The organism is Paradesulfitobacterium ferrireducens (assembly GCF_017310645.1).
GTDB classification, from domain to species: domain Bacteria; phylum Bacillota; class Desulfitobacteriia; order Desulfitobacteriales; family Desulfitobacteriaceae; genus Paradesulfitobacterium; species Paradesulfitobacterium ferrireducens.
In genome coordinates this window covers 21,107-38,824 of sequence record NZ_JAFLRH010000003.1, presented here as the reverse complement: position 1 = coordinate 38,824, position 17,718 = coordinate 21,107, and the positions used below count along the sequence as shown (strand labels likewise).

The following is a 17,718-nucleotide window of genomic DNA, read 5'->3' as shown; positions in this document are numbered from 1 at the left end:
AGCTGGTACAGGAAGTATTTGCCTGGAGGAGAAGGGTTGACATATAATAGTAGACAACTCATAATAATATAACGAGTTGTTAGACATTCCGGCTAAATAGTCAAAGACGCGCTGAGTTCCGCACCAGTGGAAACGGAGGACCCATTTTTTCGGGGTGAATCCGGCTTAGGCCGGTAGGGCTGCCTCTTTTAGCCCGAATCCGTCAGCTAACTTTGTAAGCGCTTTCAAGAGAGAAAAAATCTTATGTCAAGGGTTCTGTGTTCATTCAGCACGGGACCCTTGACGTATTTTTGAGCAGGATAGTGGGTACAACTCGAATGGGAGGTGGTTTGTATTGCAAGAGTGTCCAGTGTTGGAAATTGATTTAGATACGATTGCCTTGAATTCATCACAGGTGGTAAGGGGATAAGAAAACGGGCACCCCCTTAAACGTCAATTGTCGTGTCGTACTACTATTTAGAGAGATTATGGAGGTTCCCAAGGAGGCAGCTAATTGAAAGAAATTAAATTCAAAGTTTGGGATAAGATTAGGCAGAAAATGTTTAAGCCGCAAGCTATAACATTCGATACAAAGACTCTAGCTCCTTTTGCTGTTAGTGTGCCCGGACGTTCGTGGGAACCGGCTGAAAAATTTGAATTGCTGCAGTGGACCGGTTTGTCAGATGCTAACGGAACAGATGTATATGAAGGCGACTTTATCATTATCTCAGATACTATTTACAAAGTGATTTGGCATAAGGCAACAGCAAGTTTCGGACTCACGGAACAAGGAAGTTTAATATTTCGCAGTATCGGAGATGTCAGGTTGGGAGAAATTGTGGGAAATCAGTACCAAACTCCCGATCTCCATCAAGGAGATGCTCGATAAGGATAGGAAGAAAACACATTGAGGGAGGGAAAAATGTCAGCAGAAAGGGTAATTCCTACGACAATGCAATATAGTGGTAAGGTTTTGCTGGTTGATGACGACCAAAACGTATTGGAATTGGTCAAGTTATATGGTGAAAGGGAAGGTTTTAACGTCATAGGGGTGAGCAACGGTGACTTGGTTCTAGCCGCATTCGACCGGGAAAATCCTGATGTGGTAATATTGGATATTATGCTTCCGGGTCAGGACGGGCTTACTCTATGCCGCAATTTAAGGGCGGTGCGTATGGTTCCCATCATCATGCTTACAGCCAAGGGAGAGGAAGCCGACCGTGTTTTGGGACTGGAAATGGGAGCCGATGACTACGTTGCCAAACCTTTCAGCCCCCGGGAACTGGTAGCCAGAATCAAAGCGGTACTGCGCCGCACCCAACCGGTGTATGCACCGATGAATTTGAAATTGAACTATCCCGGGCTGGAAATCTTGGCCGATACCAGGACTGTTTTGATTGATGGTCAAGCAACGGAAGTCACTCCCAGGGAATTCGATTTGCTCTATTACCTGGCCCAGAATCCGCGCCGGGTTTTCAGCCGGGAGGAACTACTGGCGGCTGTTTGGGGATATGATTTCTTCGGTGATCAGCGTACGGTGGATGTTCACGTGCGCAGACTGAGAACCAAGATGGCATCTTTGCCTTCTGAATACTTGACAACTATATGGGGTGTGGGATACCAGTTTACACCTCCTGCCAAAGGGGGAGAAACCACGAAGTGAATATTTATCTACAGCAGGGCAGGGAAAAACTTCGCTTGGTAATCCGTGCCCTGCATCGCTTTTGGCTTATTAGTAAACGTTTACTCCAGGAACAATTCAACAAAAATCTGTACACCAGGATCTTGTTTACCAATGTAACGGTCTTTGTTATCGCTCTGATTATCCTGATGATTTTTTCCAGCTTGATGGTGAAGCAGGTAACCTATGATCAGATCCAACAGGAATTGTTACGGGAGGCCAAACGAGTAAACTTTGCCTTGCTCCAGCAGACGGACAGCTCGTGGAGTATTCCGCCTGACCAGCGGACGGGCGGTCAGGTCCAGGCTCAACAGGACTTCTTGAAATATCTGGCCGATATCTTTGACGCTAAGATTACGATCTTTGACATGACAGGAAAGATTACGGCCACCTCGGCAGAGCAGGAAATGGTGCCCGGCAGCAAGGTTGATGAAAAATTCCTTGAAATGTTGAAAAAAGCTTCAATTGCAACGACTCGAACCGTGGAACAGGAGACCGGTCAGCCGATCTTTGTCGCTGTTGTACCAATGGGGAATAACAAGGATGCCCTTAAAAACGGTATCCTGCTGGAAACGAAATCATCCAATCTCAACCTTGCTTTAAGCAAAATGCGTTTGTATCTGGTTAGCGGGGGAATGGTCATCCTGCTGTTTATTATTATCATTTCCCTCTACCTGGCCATGTACATTTCCAAGCCAATTTCCCGTTTGACCGCCACCGTAGCCGAGCTCAGCAGAGGGAGTTATGTGTTGAACGATAAGGACCAGCCTCTGGATGAAATCAATGTCCTCGGTGACCAGCTTAATAAAGTGGCGGCAAGATTGCAGAAGATCCAAACCGAAAGCCGCAAAATGGAAGAAGAAAGAGCCCGCTTATTTGCGGAGATATCGCACGAGTTACGCACCCCTTTAACTGCTGTGCAAGGCTTTGTTGAGGCTCTTCGCGACGGTATTGTGCAAGACGAGGCTATTCAGAAGAGATATTTAGACACGATTCACACGCAAACGGTTCATATCAGCAGGCTGGTCGATGACATCTTGGAATTAAGCCGTTTGGAAAGCGGCAATGTAACGGTTGAAAAACTCCCTGTGGACTTGAACGCCCTGGCCCAAGGTGTGGTGCTATCCATGGAGCCTGTGGCTAAGCGCACGAACACCTCGATCCGATTGGACCAGAAAATAGAAAAAGCCATTGTGCTCGGGGACGCTGACCGGATGGAACAGGTTATCCGAAATCTGATGAAGAATGCGATCAGGGCCACGGAGAACGGCACGATCAGAGTTGGTGTGGAGACCCGGCAAGGTAAAGTGGTACTGAGCATTGAGGATAATGGCATTGGCATAGCGCCTGAGGATTTGCCGCACATTTGGGAAAGGTTTTACCGGATTAAGAACCAACGTGATGAGCGTTTGCAGGAAAAAGGGAGTGGCCTGGGACTGGTGATTGTGAAAAAGCTGGTTCAGTTACAAGGCGGGAGCATCGAAGTGACAAGCCAGTTGGGTAAGGGGACAACTTTTCAGATCAGTTTCCCAGCTTTTGAGCAGATATAAGTTACGGAGGACATCATGTTTAGTAAGCTTCAGGGATTATTTAAGAATTTTTTACGTAGTGCTGGCACCAATAACCTATTCGTATTCGGCAGTAAGTTAAAATCTGTAATCATAAGTAGTAAACGTCATTCTGTACTAAAAAAATTAGTACATTTCAAGACTTCGAAGTTTTGGCGAAACCCTAAATTTTGGCGACGCTTTGCCCTTGCTGCACTACTCGGATTCCTATTAGCCACAGGAGGAACTGCATTCTGGGTGGCTTCCCTGGACGTAAGCAAACTGGAGAGTCCGCTTGCCCAGCCAACTTTCATCTATGACCAAAAAGGGAATAAGGTTTTCCAGCTTTCCTCTTCCAGAATTGAGCCCGTTTCCATTGATAAGGTACCGCTCAAAATGCGTGAGGCCATTGTCGCTGTTGAAGACCGCCGTTTCTATGAACATCAAGGTGTCGATGCCTGGTCAATCCTACGGGCCTTGGCTCATGACCTTAAATCCGGGGATTTCTCAGAGGGAGGGAGCACCATAACCCAACAATTGGCGAAAAATCTCTTCCTGCCTACGGATAAGACAATCGGGCGGAAATTCCAGGAAGCGGCGTATGCCTTCAAGATCGAATTGACTTTGAATAAGGATCAAATTCTTGAGGCTTACCTGAATCACATTTATTTTGGGGAAGGCCGTTGGGGGATTCAAAATGCCGCCCGCTTTTATTTTGGTAAAAATGTCCAGGGTCTCAGCCTTGAAGAAGCAGCCATGCTCGCAGCCCTTCCGAAAGCTCCCAGTATTTACTCTCCTGTAAAAAACAAAGATAAGGCTTTGGAGCGCCGCAATTTAGTACTATCCTTAATGAAAGAACAAAACTATATCTCAGAGCCTGAATACCTGAAGGCCAAGGCTCAACCGATAAACTTACACAAAGGTCCGGAAGGGGAACTCTCAGGAAAATATGCTCCCTATGTGGACTATGTTATCGAAGAAGCCATTTCCCGCTATGGTTTTACGGAAGATCAAATCCTAGGGAGTGGATTGCAAATCTATACTCAGCTGGATCAAACTGTGCAAAAAGCTGCTGAAGATGTGTATCAGGACAAGCGTTTTTTTCCTCCCGGTAAGCCGGATCAGATCGTGCAAAGCGGTATAGCGATCATCGATCAGCATACCGGCGGGATCCGGGGGCTTGTCGGATACCGGGGAGAAAGTATATTCCGGGAGTTTAACCACGCCACCCAACTTAAACGCCAGCCGGGCTCCACCTTTAAACCCTTGTCGGTCTACGGTCCGGCTTTGGAAAAAGGATATACTCCATATTCTATTCTTTATGACGGTCCGCTTAATTTAAACGGCTATCAACCTGTGAACTGGGATTACCAAACCCGGGGCTATGTCACCATGCAGGAAGCGTTTCAGAACTCTTGGAATATCCCTGCAGTCTGGCTTCTGAATGAAATCGGTCTGGATACCGGCATGGGATTTGCCCGGCGTACCGGGATTCCTCTTAGCAAAGAGGACCGCACCTTGAGTCTGGCCCTAGGCGGTCTTTCGACCGGGGTATCTCCTTTGCAAATGGCTCAAGCCTACAGCAGCTTTGCCAATTTGGGTGTGATGAACAAAGCTTATGCGATTACGAAGATTACAACATTTGAAGGATCTGTGCTAATTCAGGCCAAACCGGAAACCGTTAAAGTCACTGATCCAGGCACCGCATATACCATGACACTTCTCTTGAAAAATGTAGTTGACAACGGAACGGGCAAGAATGCTGCTCTCGACCGCCCGACAGCCGGAAAAACCGGTTCTGTTGAGCTTCCCCATATTAAGGAATTTGCCGGTATTGCTAAAGGAGTTAAAGATGTTTGGTTCGTCGGTTATACTCCAGAGCTAACCGCTGCTGTTTGGATGGGCTATGATAATACAGACCGGGAGCACTATCTTACGATCTCCGGGGGTACAGGACCGGCTGTTGTATTTCGGGAAGTCCTCTCCAGGGCTTTGAGTAACCATCCCGTCGTTCCCTTTAAAATACCCTCGGAATACCGGCTTAACCCAGGGAAAACGTATCCACCTTACTCTGACTTTTTTAATAGTTGGATTAATCGTGGAGAAACGGATGAATTACCTTCTAAAGGAAAAGGTAAGAAGAGATAATAATTGAACAATAAGAAAGGACTGGTCAAGAATTGACCAGCCCTCTTTGCGTCAATAGCTAGCAAGAATATCTTTCTCAAAAATGGAGAAATCTTTTCACAAGCCCATGTTCAGAAACCATTGACCGGACATCCCGCTTCCGCCCAAGGTAGTATTAAAGTTACCGTCAGTAATAACATTAACAGGTATACGAAGATTTAGCTGTTCCCGGAGAGCATTTTCGAGATAGGGTTGTTGGTCGGGTTGCTGAAGAGGAAATACTTGGATATTACTGCTGATGTTTTGACCGGCATTCATCTCCATTGAAGCAGATTTTCCATTGGAGCCATTATGGGTAACTGTGCTATGAGAGCCGGTATTCATTTCTACAGCCATCGCATCAGGTTCGATAGTGGCAGCGGCTTTTTGTTGAATGTCTGTTGAAGTGGCAGCACTTACAATACCTACTGCCCCAGCAATTAAGCCAATTGATAATGCACTTACCAAAAGAGTGTTTTTAATTTTGTTCACAAAAATCATCCTTTCTTACGTTTTCATTCAGTTGTTCGTTTAGGTTGAAAGTTTTTTGAGGGGTAGGCACGAATATCTCTTAATTTTTATTCTACCCCTCGAAAAGTTCTTTACTTTTACGAATGACTGGTAAGCGGAGTGATAAAAGTGCAAGAAAAGTTTTTAAAAGATACATTAATATCAGCTAAAAACGGTAATTCTGAGGCTCGTGAGGAACTCATAAGATCGCACAAACAATTTATAGCTAAGGTTAGCTCTAAAGTCTGTAACAGGTTCTTGACCTGGGATAACGATGATGAGCTAAGCATTGCCCTGATAGCTTTCAATGAAGCCATAGATAACTATAACCCTCAGGAAGGCTCTTCTTTTCATAGTTTTGTGCAAATGGTCATCCGCAGAAGGTTAATTGATTACTTCCGCAAAGAAGGAAAACATCAACATTTATCCCTCTTCCCAATGGACCCGGAGGGTGAGGAAATGAGCCGTTATGATCTTGAGGTTTCCCAAGAACAATATCAAGCCAACGAGAACAAAGTGGTCTTGGCGGAAGTGGTGGAAAATTTCGTCCGCATGCTAAGTGAGTACGGCGTTACCTTAGATGATTTGGTCAAAGTCTCTCCCAAGCACCGGGATAGCAGGGAAACCCTAATAAAGGTAGCTTCAACCTTAAGCCATAACGTTAATCTTATGGCTCATCTTCAAAAACACAAACTTTTACCGGTAAAAGAATTGGAATTACTGACCGGAGTAAAGCGCAAGGTCTTGGAGAAGGGCCGGAAATATCTGATTGCATTGGCACTCATCCTATCCGAACCGGATTTATATCCATTAAGAAGTTTCACCCAGATTCCAGCAGAGATTAGAGAGTAGGTGTAGGAAATGGAACAAACCAAAGGTATCGTCATGCGAACCTCAAATAAGACAACTGTCATTTACACAGAAAAAGGCGACTTTTACGAAATTCCTACGCCCAAAGAAGTGCCGCTGGTAGGTCAGACGATTGAAATTAATCTAAATTCCACGAGTTTATCCCAATTGAAAACTTTCGCCCTAAAATATGCAGCAGCCGCAGCGGTTTTATTGCTGGCTCTGAGTATAAGCGCCTTTTATTTGTTATACCTTCCTAATAAGGCGGTAGCCTCAGTCGCACTGGATCTTAATCAAGGCATAGAATTATTAGTAAACAGAGAAGGCAAGGTTATTAAAGCCCAAAATGTTAATGGCGCTTCAACTTTGTTAGAAGGATTGTCTGTTAAAGGATCGGATATCTATCAAGCAGTTGATTTAATTCTGGAAAATGCCCATAACAAAGGAACTTTGAACCAAACACAAAACCTGGTTTTAGCCAGAGTGATTCCACTCAGCAGCCGGGGTGACCAAATGATCGATACAGAAAGCCTTCGGAACACCATTCGGGATGAATTGCTGCGCAGTAATCTTTCTGGAAATGTGGTTGTAGGTAAAGCTGATGAGGCAACCCAACTGGAAGCCCGGAAACATGGGATGACCGTTAACAGTTATTTGATTTACGAACGTTCTCAGCAACAAGGTGTGGAGATTCAACCGGATACCCTCCGCAACGATCTGCAAAAAGCTCTCAACGATGCGAAAATCAGTGTCCCCAGCCTCTTTCCGGAAGAAAATTTAGAGGTAAAACAAAATGCTCCAATCCAAACCAAGCCTATGGATCAGCACGGACAACCTTCATATCTAGAACCGAACTTATCACCAGGTAGCGCTTCCGGTAGTTCGCCAGAATCCGGTCCTGCCGACAGTTCTTCTTTAATAGAGCAACTTCCGGGAACAAATATTCTGAACCAGTCAGGTATAACCTCCGATATTAAGGTGCCGGGCAGCAAGTAAAGTGGTTTGTAACATTTCTTAATATCTTTGCAATATATTTTCAAGGTCTGGCCACAGCTGCTTAATATATCCCAGGTATCATTAGCTTCGCAAGGAAGTTTCTCTGTCTTTGTTCGGGGTCGGGTGGCATACTTTCACGCCCTTCCGGCCAATCTCCGAGAATGAAGGATCATAGCTTTAATGGAGTTGACGGATGAAAAGAATAATGACCGCATTAGCCTTATCGGTAATCTTACTGGGAATGGCAGTTGCGATTATGTGTTTAATTAGGTACTGACATGTTTCCTGCAGTTGCGATACAAAAGCCAGGTCTTACGGTTTAGCTGTTGGATACGGTGGGTGTCATGTTGGCTACAGAAATCGATCGGTAGGCAGGCATTACTTTGGCTATTGAAGTCTTGCGACGTATGTACCGAGAAATTAAGATTTAAGTATTGCAGCTTCCGGTAAAGAGGGGAAATTAGAGGCCTTTCACAAGTCCGCTGAACTTGCGAAAGGCCTCTTTTTCACTGTTTATCTTTCCATCTTAATAGTTTAGAAGATTACACCTAACGCAATCAGGATTAAGATAGCAATTGCGATAATTCCTACACCCGCGCCGACTCCCACTCCGACAGGGGCAGCCGGCGGACAACAGCTTGTAATCGGCCCGATGTGTGGTGGTGCACCAACCGGTGAAATGTGCGGATAATGGCAATAGCCGTACATATAATTCCTCCTCCGATTTTAATCCATATTCGTTAGAATACAATGCCCATTGCAATCAGCAACAGAATGATTACGACGACTATTGCTATACCGGGAAAAAAATTAGGGACACAAGCGCCGTCAACACCAGCATATGCCAACTTAAACCCTCCTTTATTTGTGATAATATATAGTATGCGTTGTCTATATAATTGGAACAAAATGGAAATAGGGGAATTGGGATATTTCTTGGAATAGAGCAAGACCTTGCTACATAAAGTTTGATTAAGAACTCCGCCAGGGGGGCATAGGGATGAAGAAAAGAGGATTCACTTTACTCGTTGCAATCGTACTGGTTTTGACTGGGGTTTTTGGCGTCCGCCTGTTTGAGCGGCCCGACCCAAACGAGCTTGTGGCCCAAAGCTTAGAACGGTTGAATGGAGCAGCCTCTTTTCGATACACTATGACCCAGCACCAATGGGTTGATGGTAAGGACAGGGTGTTAACAGAGATTAAGGGAGAAAAGGACGGTGGAAACACTCATATAATCGGGCAGACGGTGGGGAGCGAAATCGAGATGATTCGCATCGGAGACTCTCTATTTATGAAAGATCCTTTCGGTAAAAAATGGGTCCGATTTAATAATGCCCCTGCCGCCCAAGAAGTATTTCTGGCGGAGCTTGACCCCATATCCTCACTGCAATTAAAAGAGCTGGGGGAGGTGGTGCTTAGCTCACAGAAAAAAATTGACGGGGAAAAAGTATGGGAATTAAGCCTAAAACCAAGTGTCGATAATCAACTAATGGAACAATTTTGGGGTGATTTCTCTTATACCTTGTATATTCGCAAGTCTGACAAAATTCCGGTTAAAGCTGTGATCGACGCCAAAAGTAAATCCAAGGGCGAGCCTATGTCGCTGACTCTGGAATTCAAGGATATCGGGAAAAAGATAAATATTCAGGAACCCAGTATTTAGAAAGTGGTAGTGAAGGAACAGGGACTGGAGCTTTAGACTTCAGTCTCTGTTTTTTAGGCTACTGCTCAATCACCAGTTTACAGCCCCAAAAAAATTCTGACTCCTGACTCCTGACTCCTGACTCCTGACTCCTGACTCCTGATTCCTCAACTCCCTGTTTGACACTAAAAACCTTCCTCTGCTATAATTTGGAGCATATTAGAAGAATGAGCCGGAGGTGGGACTGTGAAAGAAAATATCGCAAAAATATTGCTTACCGAAGACCGGTTGAGAGCCCGTATCGCAGAGCTGGGAGCCGAGGTTACCCGGGATTATGCCGGAAAAAATCTTCTGGTTCTGGGTATTCTTAAAGGGGCTGTGCTCTTTATGGCCGATCTGATCCGGGAGATAAAGATTCCTTTGTCATATGATTTTATGGCCGTATCGAGCTATGGTGCGTCAACCCAGTCATCAGGCGTGGTGCGGATCTTGAAGGATCTGGAGCGCAGTGTGGAAGACATACATATTCTGATTTGCGAAGATATTGTGGATACAGGGCTTACCCTCAAATATCTCAAAGAAAATCTTTCGGGGCGCAATCCGTTAAGTGTCAAAATCATCACCCTTTTGGATAAGCCTGCCAGGCGCAAGGTGGAGGTAACCCCGGATTACAAAGGCTTCGAGATTCCGGATGAGTTCGTGGTTGGGTATGGGCTCGATTATAATGAGCAATACCGTAATTTGCCCTATGTCGGGATTTTGAAGCCAGAAGCTTATAAGTAAGCGGGAATAGGTGATAATATTGGAATTAGTATTAGTGCTTGATTTTGGCGGCCAGTACAATCAGCTGATTGCGCGCCGGGTACGCGAAGCGCATGTGTATTCGGAGATGATTTCTTACAAGACCCCGCTTGAAGAGATTAAGCGCCGTAATCCTAAGGGGATTATTTTCTCAGGCGGCCCGGCCAGTGTCAATCAAGAGGGGGCTCCTAAGGTTGATCCCGCAATTTATGAATTGGGAATTCCGATCCTCGGTATTTGCTATGGCATGCAGCTCATGACCGTGCAACTGGGTGGGAAAGTGGAGCACCCACAGGTGCGTGAATATGGAAAGACCCTGCTGAAGGTAGAGCAAAACGATGGGATCTGGCGCAACCTGCAAGGGGAACGGCAGTGCTGGATGAGTCATGGAGACGCGGTGCGGGAACTCCCTCCGGGCTTTCGTGTGGCCGCTCGCACCAAGCATACCCCGGCAGCGGCGATTATGGATGATAAACGGCATTTTTACGGGGTGCAGTTCCACCCGGAAGTCAGACACACTCCTGAGGGACAAAGAATGCTGGAACAATTCCTCTTTGATATCTGCGGGTGTCAAGGGGATTGGACGATGGAGTCCTTTATCGAAGGGCAAATCAAGGATATCCAAGCCCGGGTAGGCAAGAAAAGAGTCTTATGTGCTTTGAGCGGGGGCGTGGATTCTTCAGTGGCGGCGGTTTTGGTGCACCGGGCCATTGGGGATCAGCTGACTTGTGTTTTTGTGGACCACGGCTTTCTGCGCAAAGATGAAGCCCTTCAGGTAAAAAAGATTTTTAGAGAGCAATTCCATTTGAATTTAGTCTTTGTAGATGCCAGTGAGCGCTTTTTAGATAAAATCGCCGGAATGACGGAACCGGAGAGCAAGCGCAAAACGATTGGCAACGAATTTATCCGGCTGTTTGAGGATGAAGCCCGCAAGCTCGGGCAAGTGGATTTCCTGGTGCAGGGAACCCTTTACCCGGATGTGGTGGAAAGCGGGACAGAGACAGCGGAAACGATTAAAACCCACCATAATGTCGGCGGGTTGCCCGAGGATATGCAATTTGAGTTGATCGAACCGCTGCGCATGCTCTTTAAGGATGAGGTGCGTGAAGTGGGCAGGGAATTAGGCTTACCGGAAGAAATCGTCTGGCGCCAGCCGTTCCCGGGACCGGGGCTGGCGATTCGGATTCTGGGAGAAGTGACCAAGGAGAAATTGGACATCCTGCGTGAAGCGGATGCCATTGTCCTGGAAGAGGTGCGCCAAGCCAATCTATACCATGAGTTATGGCAGACATTTGCGGTCCTTCCTTCGATTTTTAGTGTCGGAGTTATGGGAGACGGCCGCACCTATGCTTATCCGATCATCGTCAGGGCCGTGACCAGTGAGGATGCGATGACAGCAGACTGGGCCCGCCTTCCGTACGAGGTGCTGGAAAGGATTTCAACCCGGATTGTCAATGAAGTGCGCGGGGTTAACCGCGTGGTCTATGACATTACGTCGAAACCACCCGGAACGATAGAGTGGGAATAGAGGCAAAATATTGATTGGAATGAAAGAGCTTCTCCGGATTCTAACTCCGGGGAAGCTAATTTTTGTTATCCGGGCAGGCCGTCTACACACTGATCCTAAAGACCTAGTGCTATAGTACAAAAGTCCTAGTTTTGTATTTTTTGCCCCGAAATTTCGGATAAATTGGAAAACATTTCATTGAAATATTCGATAGATTACCCTATCATGGGCTAAAGAGAATGTGAGAGATGGGAAGGGGATAAAGAATGAGTTTTTGGAAGAAGGGCAAGAAAGCCGCGGCTAAAGAAACCGGGGGAGAAACAGCTAACGCCAAAGAAGTTATGGAAAAAGAAGTCATGGACAAAGAAGCGGTAAGTAAAAAAGATGAGAAAGCGGAGAATAAACTTAAGAACCCTGCCGCTAAAAAACAAAAGAATAAAACAAAAGAAACCAAAGTCGGCTTGAAAAAGATGACACATAATCCTCTTAACACTATCGGAGCCCGCCTTTTGTTGTTCTTTCTGCTTTTATCCCTAATTCCGGTGATCGGTATCGGAGTCACGGATTATTACTATGCCGAAGCTCAGTTTAAAGCGAATACCTTCGATGGGCTGCGCGAGATTGCTAAAGGGTCTGCCGACGATGTAGATAACTGGATCAACGGTAGAATTGCCAAGTTGGAAAGGGCTTCTAACAATCTCGTCTTCCAGACGGGGGATCAATTTAAGATATTGTCCTTTATCATGTCACTCAAAGAGGAGACTGATGACGTTGAGACAATTTTCTATATCAATAGCCAGGGGGATGCTATTGCTTCTTCGGGCAAAGAGTTTAATTTTAAGAATCAAGACTTTTTCACCAAAGCCATGAAAGGGGTTGCGACAACCTCTAATATTATGTCCAACCTGGATACCGGGAACAGTGTAATAACAATCGCCCTTCCCATTCGGAGTATTAACGGAATCGAGGGAGTTCTGGCCGGTTCCTTCGGTTCCAATGCCTTAACCCGTTTGATTCAAAACACCCGTTATGGGCAATCAGGCTATGCCTATATGATTGATGATACCGGGGTGATCATGGCTCATCCGGATGCCGGCAAAATTCTGAAAGAGAATATTACCAATACCGAATCAGCCAGCTTGAACCAGATAGCCAAACAAATGCTGAATGCCCAGCCGGGTGAAGGAGAGTATACCCAAGAAGGGGTAAACAAACTCGTTTCATATGCTCCGGTAAGATCCACCAAGTGGGTGGTCGCTCTAACGGTCGCTACCGACGAAGTGTTTGCCCGGGCGCAGGCAATGCGTTGGTTTAACCTGATTGGACTCATTGTGGTTGCCGTGGCGGTTACCATTCTGGCGTTAATTATCAGCCGCTGGATTTCCCGCCCGATTGTTGCCTTGGCGCGTCAGGCCGATGTCTTGGCCACTGGAAACCTGCAAGTGGAGATTAGCACGAAACAGCCGGGAGAGCTTGGCGTTTTGGGGACTTCCCTGGCGTCTATGGTTCACAACACGCGTTCCGTGCTTCAGGCCTTAAAGGCCGGGATCGGTAATTTGGATAGCGCGACCGGCGAAATCACCCAGGCGGCTGAGGGTATGGCCCAGGTGTCGGAACAGATTGCCTTGACTATCGGCCAGATGTCGGCCAGTACCCAGGAAACCGCCAATACAGTGGGTGAAGTGAATAAGTCCCAGGCCAATTCTGCAACCGAGTTCGAAAGACTTGTCCGCAATGTGGAAGCCATGGCAGCCACCACAGGTGAAACAGTCACCCAGACTCAGCAAGGTGCGAAGATTATGGCGGATCTCACCGGGAGTATCGGAGAAACCAACATCAAGTCCCAATTGGTCCAAGCGGCGATGGACCGGCTTACCACCCAGGCCAAAGACATCAGCGGGATCACAAGCGTGATTGCCCAGATTGCCGAACAGACTAATCTACTCGCGTTGAACGCGGCGATTGAGGCCGCGCGGGCTGGAGAAGCCGGGAGAGGGTTCGCGGTGGTGGCGGATGAGGTGCGCAAATTAGCAGAGGCTTCGAGTGCCCAGGCCAGTGAAATCGCCCGTTTAATCAATGAGGTGACCGCAGATGTAGCCTCAGCAGTTGAGGCGACCGGTCAAATGAATGAACTCGTGGCTGAACAGGCCCAGGTTAGTACGCAGGCACAGGCTCAATTTAACCGGATTGCTGAGGGCTCCGGCAATGTCATGTCGATCCTGTCTCAGGTGGAAGAGCAGGCCAGGCTGATCAGCACCCAGGTGCAGCAAGTGAGTGATGGAATGGGGAATATTGCGGCCATTTCTGAAGAGAATGCCGCCTCGGCTGAAGAGATTGCGGCTTCCACCCAAGAAATGAGTTCTTCCGCGCAGACGGTCAGTGAAAGCGCCCAAACGCTGAGAAAATTAATGGAAAGTTTGAATACGGAAAGCGAACGCTTTAAGCTGTAAATCTCTGAAGTTTATATTCTCGAACATTATTTTTCTAACGGAAAATAATGTTCGATTTTTTATTGACCTTTTTTCTTCCCTCTTGTACAATGTTTTTAGAAAACAAAATATCGGTTCATATAGTCGCAGAGATATGGTCTGCCAGTTTCTACCAAGCTGCCGTAAATAGCTTGACTATGAGCGAAAGTGTGCCTAGGGCGTTAGCAGCGTCCGAGTGGTACAGATCCGGTGAACACAAGAGAGATATTTTTACTAGCCTTACCTAAACTCTTGTGATTCATGGATTACACCGAAGGGATAAAAGCCCAGGCGGGTAGGTTTCACTCACCTAGAATTCGTGTGTGTGGAATCTTCCCGGCCTGGTTTTTTTATTTCCGGAATTTAATTATGGCAAATATTGAGGGGCAAAACCTATTAAGGAGAGTGAAATGATGGCTCAAAAGAAGGAAACACCGGTCGGCGTAGTCATGGGGAGCGATTCGGATTTTTCGGTGATGGAAGAGGCATTAAAGGTTTTCGAACAATTCGGGGTAGAATTTACGGTCAAGGTATCGTCCGCTCACCGGACGCTGGAACGGACCTTGAATTGGGTTAAGGAATTCGAAGCCCAAGGAGGAAAGCTGATCATTGCCGGGGCAGGCTTGGCCGCTCACTTGCCTGGAGTGGTGGCCGGGGCGACGACCCTCCCAGTGATTGGAGTCCCTATCCGGAGCGGTGCCTTGGAGGGAGTGGATGCCCTCTATGCAATCGTTCAGATGCCGCCGGGAATCCCCGTGGCAACGGTTGGGATCGGGGCTGCCCGCAATGCCGGGCTGTTGGCGGTACAGATGCTGGCCATGACCGATGCAAGACTTAAGGAAGAGCTCCTGGCGTTCCGCCGGAAAATGGCCGGGGATGTAGAGGAAAAAGATTCAAAACTGCAGGAAAGGTTAGCCGCACAGAAGCATGAGCACTAAAATATAATCATGAATCGGAGCCTGTTCGGGAAGAGTAATAAAGATGTAAAGACAGGTTCCAAATAAAAGTTGAAATTCAATTTAGGGTAAATCAGAAAATCCTTAAGATAAAATGCAGTTCATAAAGTTTCAGGTGAAAGGAGTTCACACATGATCGAACGTTATACGCTCCCGGAAATGGGAGCGATTTGGACAGATGAGCACCGCCTTTCCTGGTGGCTGAAGATTGAGATCGCTGCCTGTGAGGGATGGGCAAGAATCGGGAAGATTCCGGAAGAAGCGGTAAAGGTAATCAAAGAAAAGGGAGCCTTCTCCTGGGAGCGGGTGCAAGAGATTGAGGAAGTAACCCAGCACGATGTGATTGCCTTTCTCACGAATGTGGCGGAAAACGTCGGGGATGAGGGAAAATACATTCACATGGGCCTGACGTCTTCCGATGTCCTGGACACGGCTTTGTCCCTGCAGTTGGTGGAAGCAAGCGACATCCTCTTAAAGAAAATGGATGCCTTAATCGAAGTGATTAAGAAGCGGGCCTTGGAACACCGGGATACGTTAATGATGGGCCGCACCCATGGGATTCACGCAGAACCGATTACCTTGGGGCTGAAGTTTGCCTTGTGGTACGAGGAAATGAAACGGCAGAAGGAGCGCCTCCTGTTTGCCCGGGAAGAGATCCGGGTCGGGAAAATTTCAGGAGCCGTGGGGACGTTTGCCAATGTCGAGCCGGAAGTGGAGGAATGGGTGTGCCGGGAGCTTAACCTGAAGCCGGCTCCGGTCTCGACTCAGATTCTCCAGCGCGACCGCCATGCCTTTTACATTAGTGTGCTGGCCGGCATTGGCAGCTCGCTTGATAAAATCGCCACGGAAATCCGCAACCTTCAGCGCACGGATGTGCATGAGGTGGAGGAGCCGTTTGGCAAGGGGCAGAAAGGCTCGTCCGCCATGCCCCATAAGAAAAACCCGATTACGGCGGAGCGGATTTCCGGAATGGCCCGTTTGCTCAGGGGCAATGCCCTGGTGGCGATGGAAAATGTTGCTCTCTGGCATGAACGGGATATCTCGCATTCTTCGGCCGAGCGGGTGATCCTGCCGGACAGCACGATTGCCCTGGATTATATGCTGCATAAGCTGATTCGCCTTTTAGACGGGCTGCAGGTATTCCCGGAACAGATGAAAGAGAACATGGAAAAGGTATATGGCCTCATTTTCTCCCAGCGGGTACTCTTGGCCTTGGTGGAAAAAGGGGTTGTGCGCGAGGATGCCTACGCCTGGGTTCAGCGCAATTCCCTCAAAGCCTGGGAAACCAAAGAAGACTTTCAGAGCCTGGTTAAGCGAGACCCGGATATCAACAAGCACTTAAGCGCCTCTGAAATCACTGAACTCTTTGACTATGCGTATCACACTAAGCATGTGCGTGACATTTTCCGCAGAGCGGGGTTAGAGTAAAGCATCTGTCCGCTTGAAAACATTCTAGGCAAGCTTCCTTGCAGAGCGAACCGTTTTGAGCAGAGGAGCGTTAAGCGAGCGAGTTGACGAAGCGTAAACGCACCGACGGTTCACATGCAGAAAGCATAAGGGTTTCGGATGCGTTAGCGAAGTCGACGAGTGAGTAGCTCCGGCGCGTGGTGAGCGGGCAAGGAAGCTTGCCGGTATTAATGAAAGGGGAATGAAGTATGGAAAAACGTGAGTTTAAGTACGAAGGCAAAGCCAAAAAGGTGTATTTAACCGATCAAGAGGGATATTACTGGATTGAATATAAAGATGATGCCACCGCCTTTAACGGAGAGAAAAGGGGGCAGATTCTGGACAAAGGCATTGTCAATAACCGCCTATCAGCTACGTTTTTCAAGGCGCTCGAACAAGAAGGCGTGCCCACGCATTTCGTGGAGCTCCTAAACGACCGGGAGCAGATTGTGCGCAGCCTGGACATGCTCCCGCTCGAAGTGGTGGTGCGCAATGTTGCGGCCGGGAGCCTGGCCAAACGGATCGGGGCTGAGGAAGGGTATGTGCTCTCCCAGCCAGTGGTTGAGCTTTATTACAAAGATGATGCGCTCGGGGATCCGCTGGTGAACGAATCCCACATCGCTGCCATGGGCTGGGCCAAGGCGGAAGACGTGGCCGAGGTGCAAGCGATGGGGTTAAAGGTAAACTCTGTCCTGCGCGCCATTATGGCTAAAGCGGGGATAGAACTGATCGACTTTAAATTGGAATTTGGGAAATACAACGGCAAAATCTATCTTGGGGATGAGATTTCTCCGGATACCTGCCGCTTCTGGGATATGGTGACTCGGGAAAAGCTGGACAAAGACCGCTTCCGGCGCGACCTGGGGCAAGTGGAAGAAGCTTACCTTGAGGTTTACCGCCGGGTGAAGGAGGTACTGGGTGATGCTTAAAGCGAAAGTGACCGTAACTTTAAAAAAGAGTATCCTTGATCCGCAGGGAAGTGCAGTGGAAAAAGCCTTAAAAAGCATGGGTTATCCGGTGGATGAGGTGCGTATCGGCAAGTATATGGAAGTCACCTTGCCGGAAGCGGCCCGCGGAAATGCCACTGAGATGATGCACGAAATCTGCCGCAAGCTGCTATCTAATCCTGTGATTGAAGACTATCGCTTTGAACTGGAGGATAAGGAGTAG

The 17,718-nt window shown here is 47.5% G+C and carries 16 protein-coding genes and 2 riboswitches; of the genes, 14 read left to right on the top strand and 2 right to left on the bottom strand.

Annotation, left to right across the window (positions count from 1 at the left end):
* The first annotated feature begins 99 nt into the window (after positions 1-99).
* Positions 100-236: riboswitch (cyclic di-AMP (ydaO/yuaA leader) on the top strand.
* 257 nt (positions 237-493) lie between these two features.
* The 4 genes from J0X21_RS01715 (at position 494) to J0X21_RS01700 (ending at position 5,355) form a co-directional block, all read left to right on the top strand.
* Positions 494-868 (top strand): YopX family protein, encoded by a 375-nt coding sequence (locus J0X21_RS01715; protein ID WP_206809558.1) that lies wholly within the window; start codon positions 494-496, stop codon positions 866-868.
* Positions 869-931: 63 nt separating this feature from the next.
* Positions 932-1,642: a response regulator transcription factor gene (locus J0X21_RS01710; protein ID WP_206809752.1), complete on the top strand. Its 711-nt coding sequence runs from the start codon at positions 932-934 to the stop codon at positions 1,640-1,642.
* Positions 1,639-3,210: a sensor histidine kinase gene (locus tag J0X21_RS01705; RefSeq protein ID WP_328812035.1), complete on the top strand. Its 1,572-nt coding sequence runs from the start codon at positions 1,639-1,641 to the stop codon at positions 3,208-3,210. The genes J0X21_RS01710 and J0X21_RS01705 overlap by 4 nt, the downstream gene beginning before the upstream one ends.
* A 111-nt stretch (positions 3,211-3,321) precedes the next feature.
* Positions 3,322-5,355, top strand: coding sequence for a transglycosylase domain-containing protein (locus J0X21_RS01700; RefSeq protein ID WP_407947619.1), 2,034 nt, complete (start codon positions 3,322-3,324; stop codon positions 5,353-5,355).
* 96 nt (positions 5,356-5,451) lie between these two features.
* On the opposite strand, the gene J0X21_RS01695 is transcribed toward J0X21_RS01700, so the two are convergent.
* Positions 5,452-5,865, bottom strand: a complete 414-nt coding sequence (locus tag J0X21_RS01695; protein ID WP_206809533.1) for a hypothetical protein — start codon at positions 5,863-5,865, stop codon at positions 5,452-5,454.
* 138 nt (positions 5,866-6,003) lie between these two features.
* On the opposite strand from J0X21_RS01695, the gene sigI reads away from it, so the two are divergent.
* The gene (gene sigI, locus J0X21_RS01690; RefSeq protein WP_328812033.1) at positions 6,004-6,735 is read left to right on the top strand and encodes an RNA polymerase sigma-I factor; all 732 of its coding nucleotides are present in this window, start codon (positions 6,004-6,006) and stop codon (positions 6,733-6,735) included.
* Between the two features lie 9 nt (positions 6,736-6,744).
* Entirely contained in the window at positions 6,745-7,728 is a 984-nt protein-coding gene (locus J0X21_RS01685; protein ID WP_206809515.1) for an anti-sigma factor domain-containing protein, read from the top strand.
* Between the two features lie 534 nt (positions 7,729-8,262).
* Here the strand turns inward: J0X21_RS01685 and J0X21_RS01680 are convergent.
* A complete protein-coding gene (locus J0X21_RS01680; protein WP_206809513.1) occupies positions 8,263-8,436 on the bottom strand; it encodes a hypothetical protein in 174 nt (57 codons plus the stop codon).
* A gap of 292 nt (positions 8,437-8,728) precedes the next feature.
* Here J0X21_RS01680 and J0X21_RS01675 point away from each other — a divergent pair, with 292 nt between their 5' ends.
* The 8 genes from J0X21_RS01675 (at position 8,729) to purS (ending at position 17,718) form a co-directional block, all read left to right on the top strand.
* Positions 8,729-9,391 (top strand): LolA-like protein, encoded by a 663-nt coding sequence (locus J0X21_RS01675; RefSeq protein ID WP_206809511.1) that lies wholly within the window; start codon positions 8,729-8,731, stop codon positions 9,389-9,391.
* 225 nt (positions 9,392-9,616) lie between these two features.
* Entirely contained in the window at positions 9,617-10,153 is a 537-nt protein-coding gene (gene hpt, locus J0X21_RS01670; protein WP_206809509.1) for a hypoxanthine phosphoribosyltransferase, read from the top strand.
* Positions 10,154-10,166: 13 nt separating this feature from the next.
* Positions 10,167-11,699 (top strand): glutamine-hydrolyzing GMP synthase, encoded by a 1,533-nt coding sequence (gene guaA, locus J0X21_RS01665; protein ID WP_206809750.1) that lies wholly within the window; start codon positions 10,167-10,169, stop codon positions 11,697-11,699.
* A 245-nt stretch (positions 11,700-11,944) separates the two neighbouring features.
* Positions 11,945-14,128 carry a methyl-accepting chemotaxis protein gene (locus J0X21_RS01660; protein ID WP_206809507.1) on the top strand — a complete coding sequence of 728 codons (2,184 nt, stop codon included), beginning with the start codon at positions 11,945-11,947 and terminating at the stop codon, positions 14,126-14,128.
* 95 nt (positions 14,129-14,223) lie between these two features.
* A riboswitch (purine riboswitch) is annotated at positions 14,224-14,325 on the top strand.
* A gap of 234 nt (positions 14,326-14,559) precedes the next feature.
* Entirely contained in the window at positions 14,560-15,084 is a 525-nt protein-coding gene (gene purE, locus J0X21_RS01655; RefSeq protein WP_206809505.1) for a 5-(carboxyamino)imidazole ribonucleotide mutase, read from the top strand.
* 150 nt (positions 15,085-15,234) lie between these two features.
* Complete coding sequence (gene purB / locus J0X21_RS01650; protein WP_206809497.1) at positions 15,235-16,530, top strand: adenylosuccinate lyase; 1,296 nt, start codon at positions 15,235-15,237, stop codon at positions 16,528-16,530.
* Positions 16,531-16,757: 227 nt separating this feature from the next.
* Entirely contained in the window at positions 16,758-17,477 is a 720-nt protein-coding gene (purC, locus tag J0X21_RS01645; RefSeq protein WP_206809495.1) for a phosphoribosylaminoimidazolesuccinocarboxamide synthase, read from the top strand.
* Positions 17,470-17,718 carry a phosphoribosylformylglycinamidine synthase subunit PurS gene (purS, locus tag J0X21_RS01640; RefSeq protein ID WP_206809493.1) on the top strand — a complete coding sequence of 83 codons (249 nt, stop codon included), beginning with the start codon at positions 17,470-17,472 and terminating at the stop codon, positions 17,716-17,718. The genes purC and purS overlap by 8 nt, the downstream gene beginning before the upstream one ends.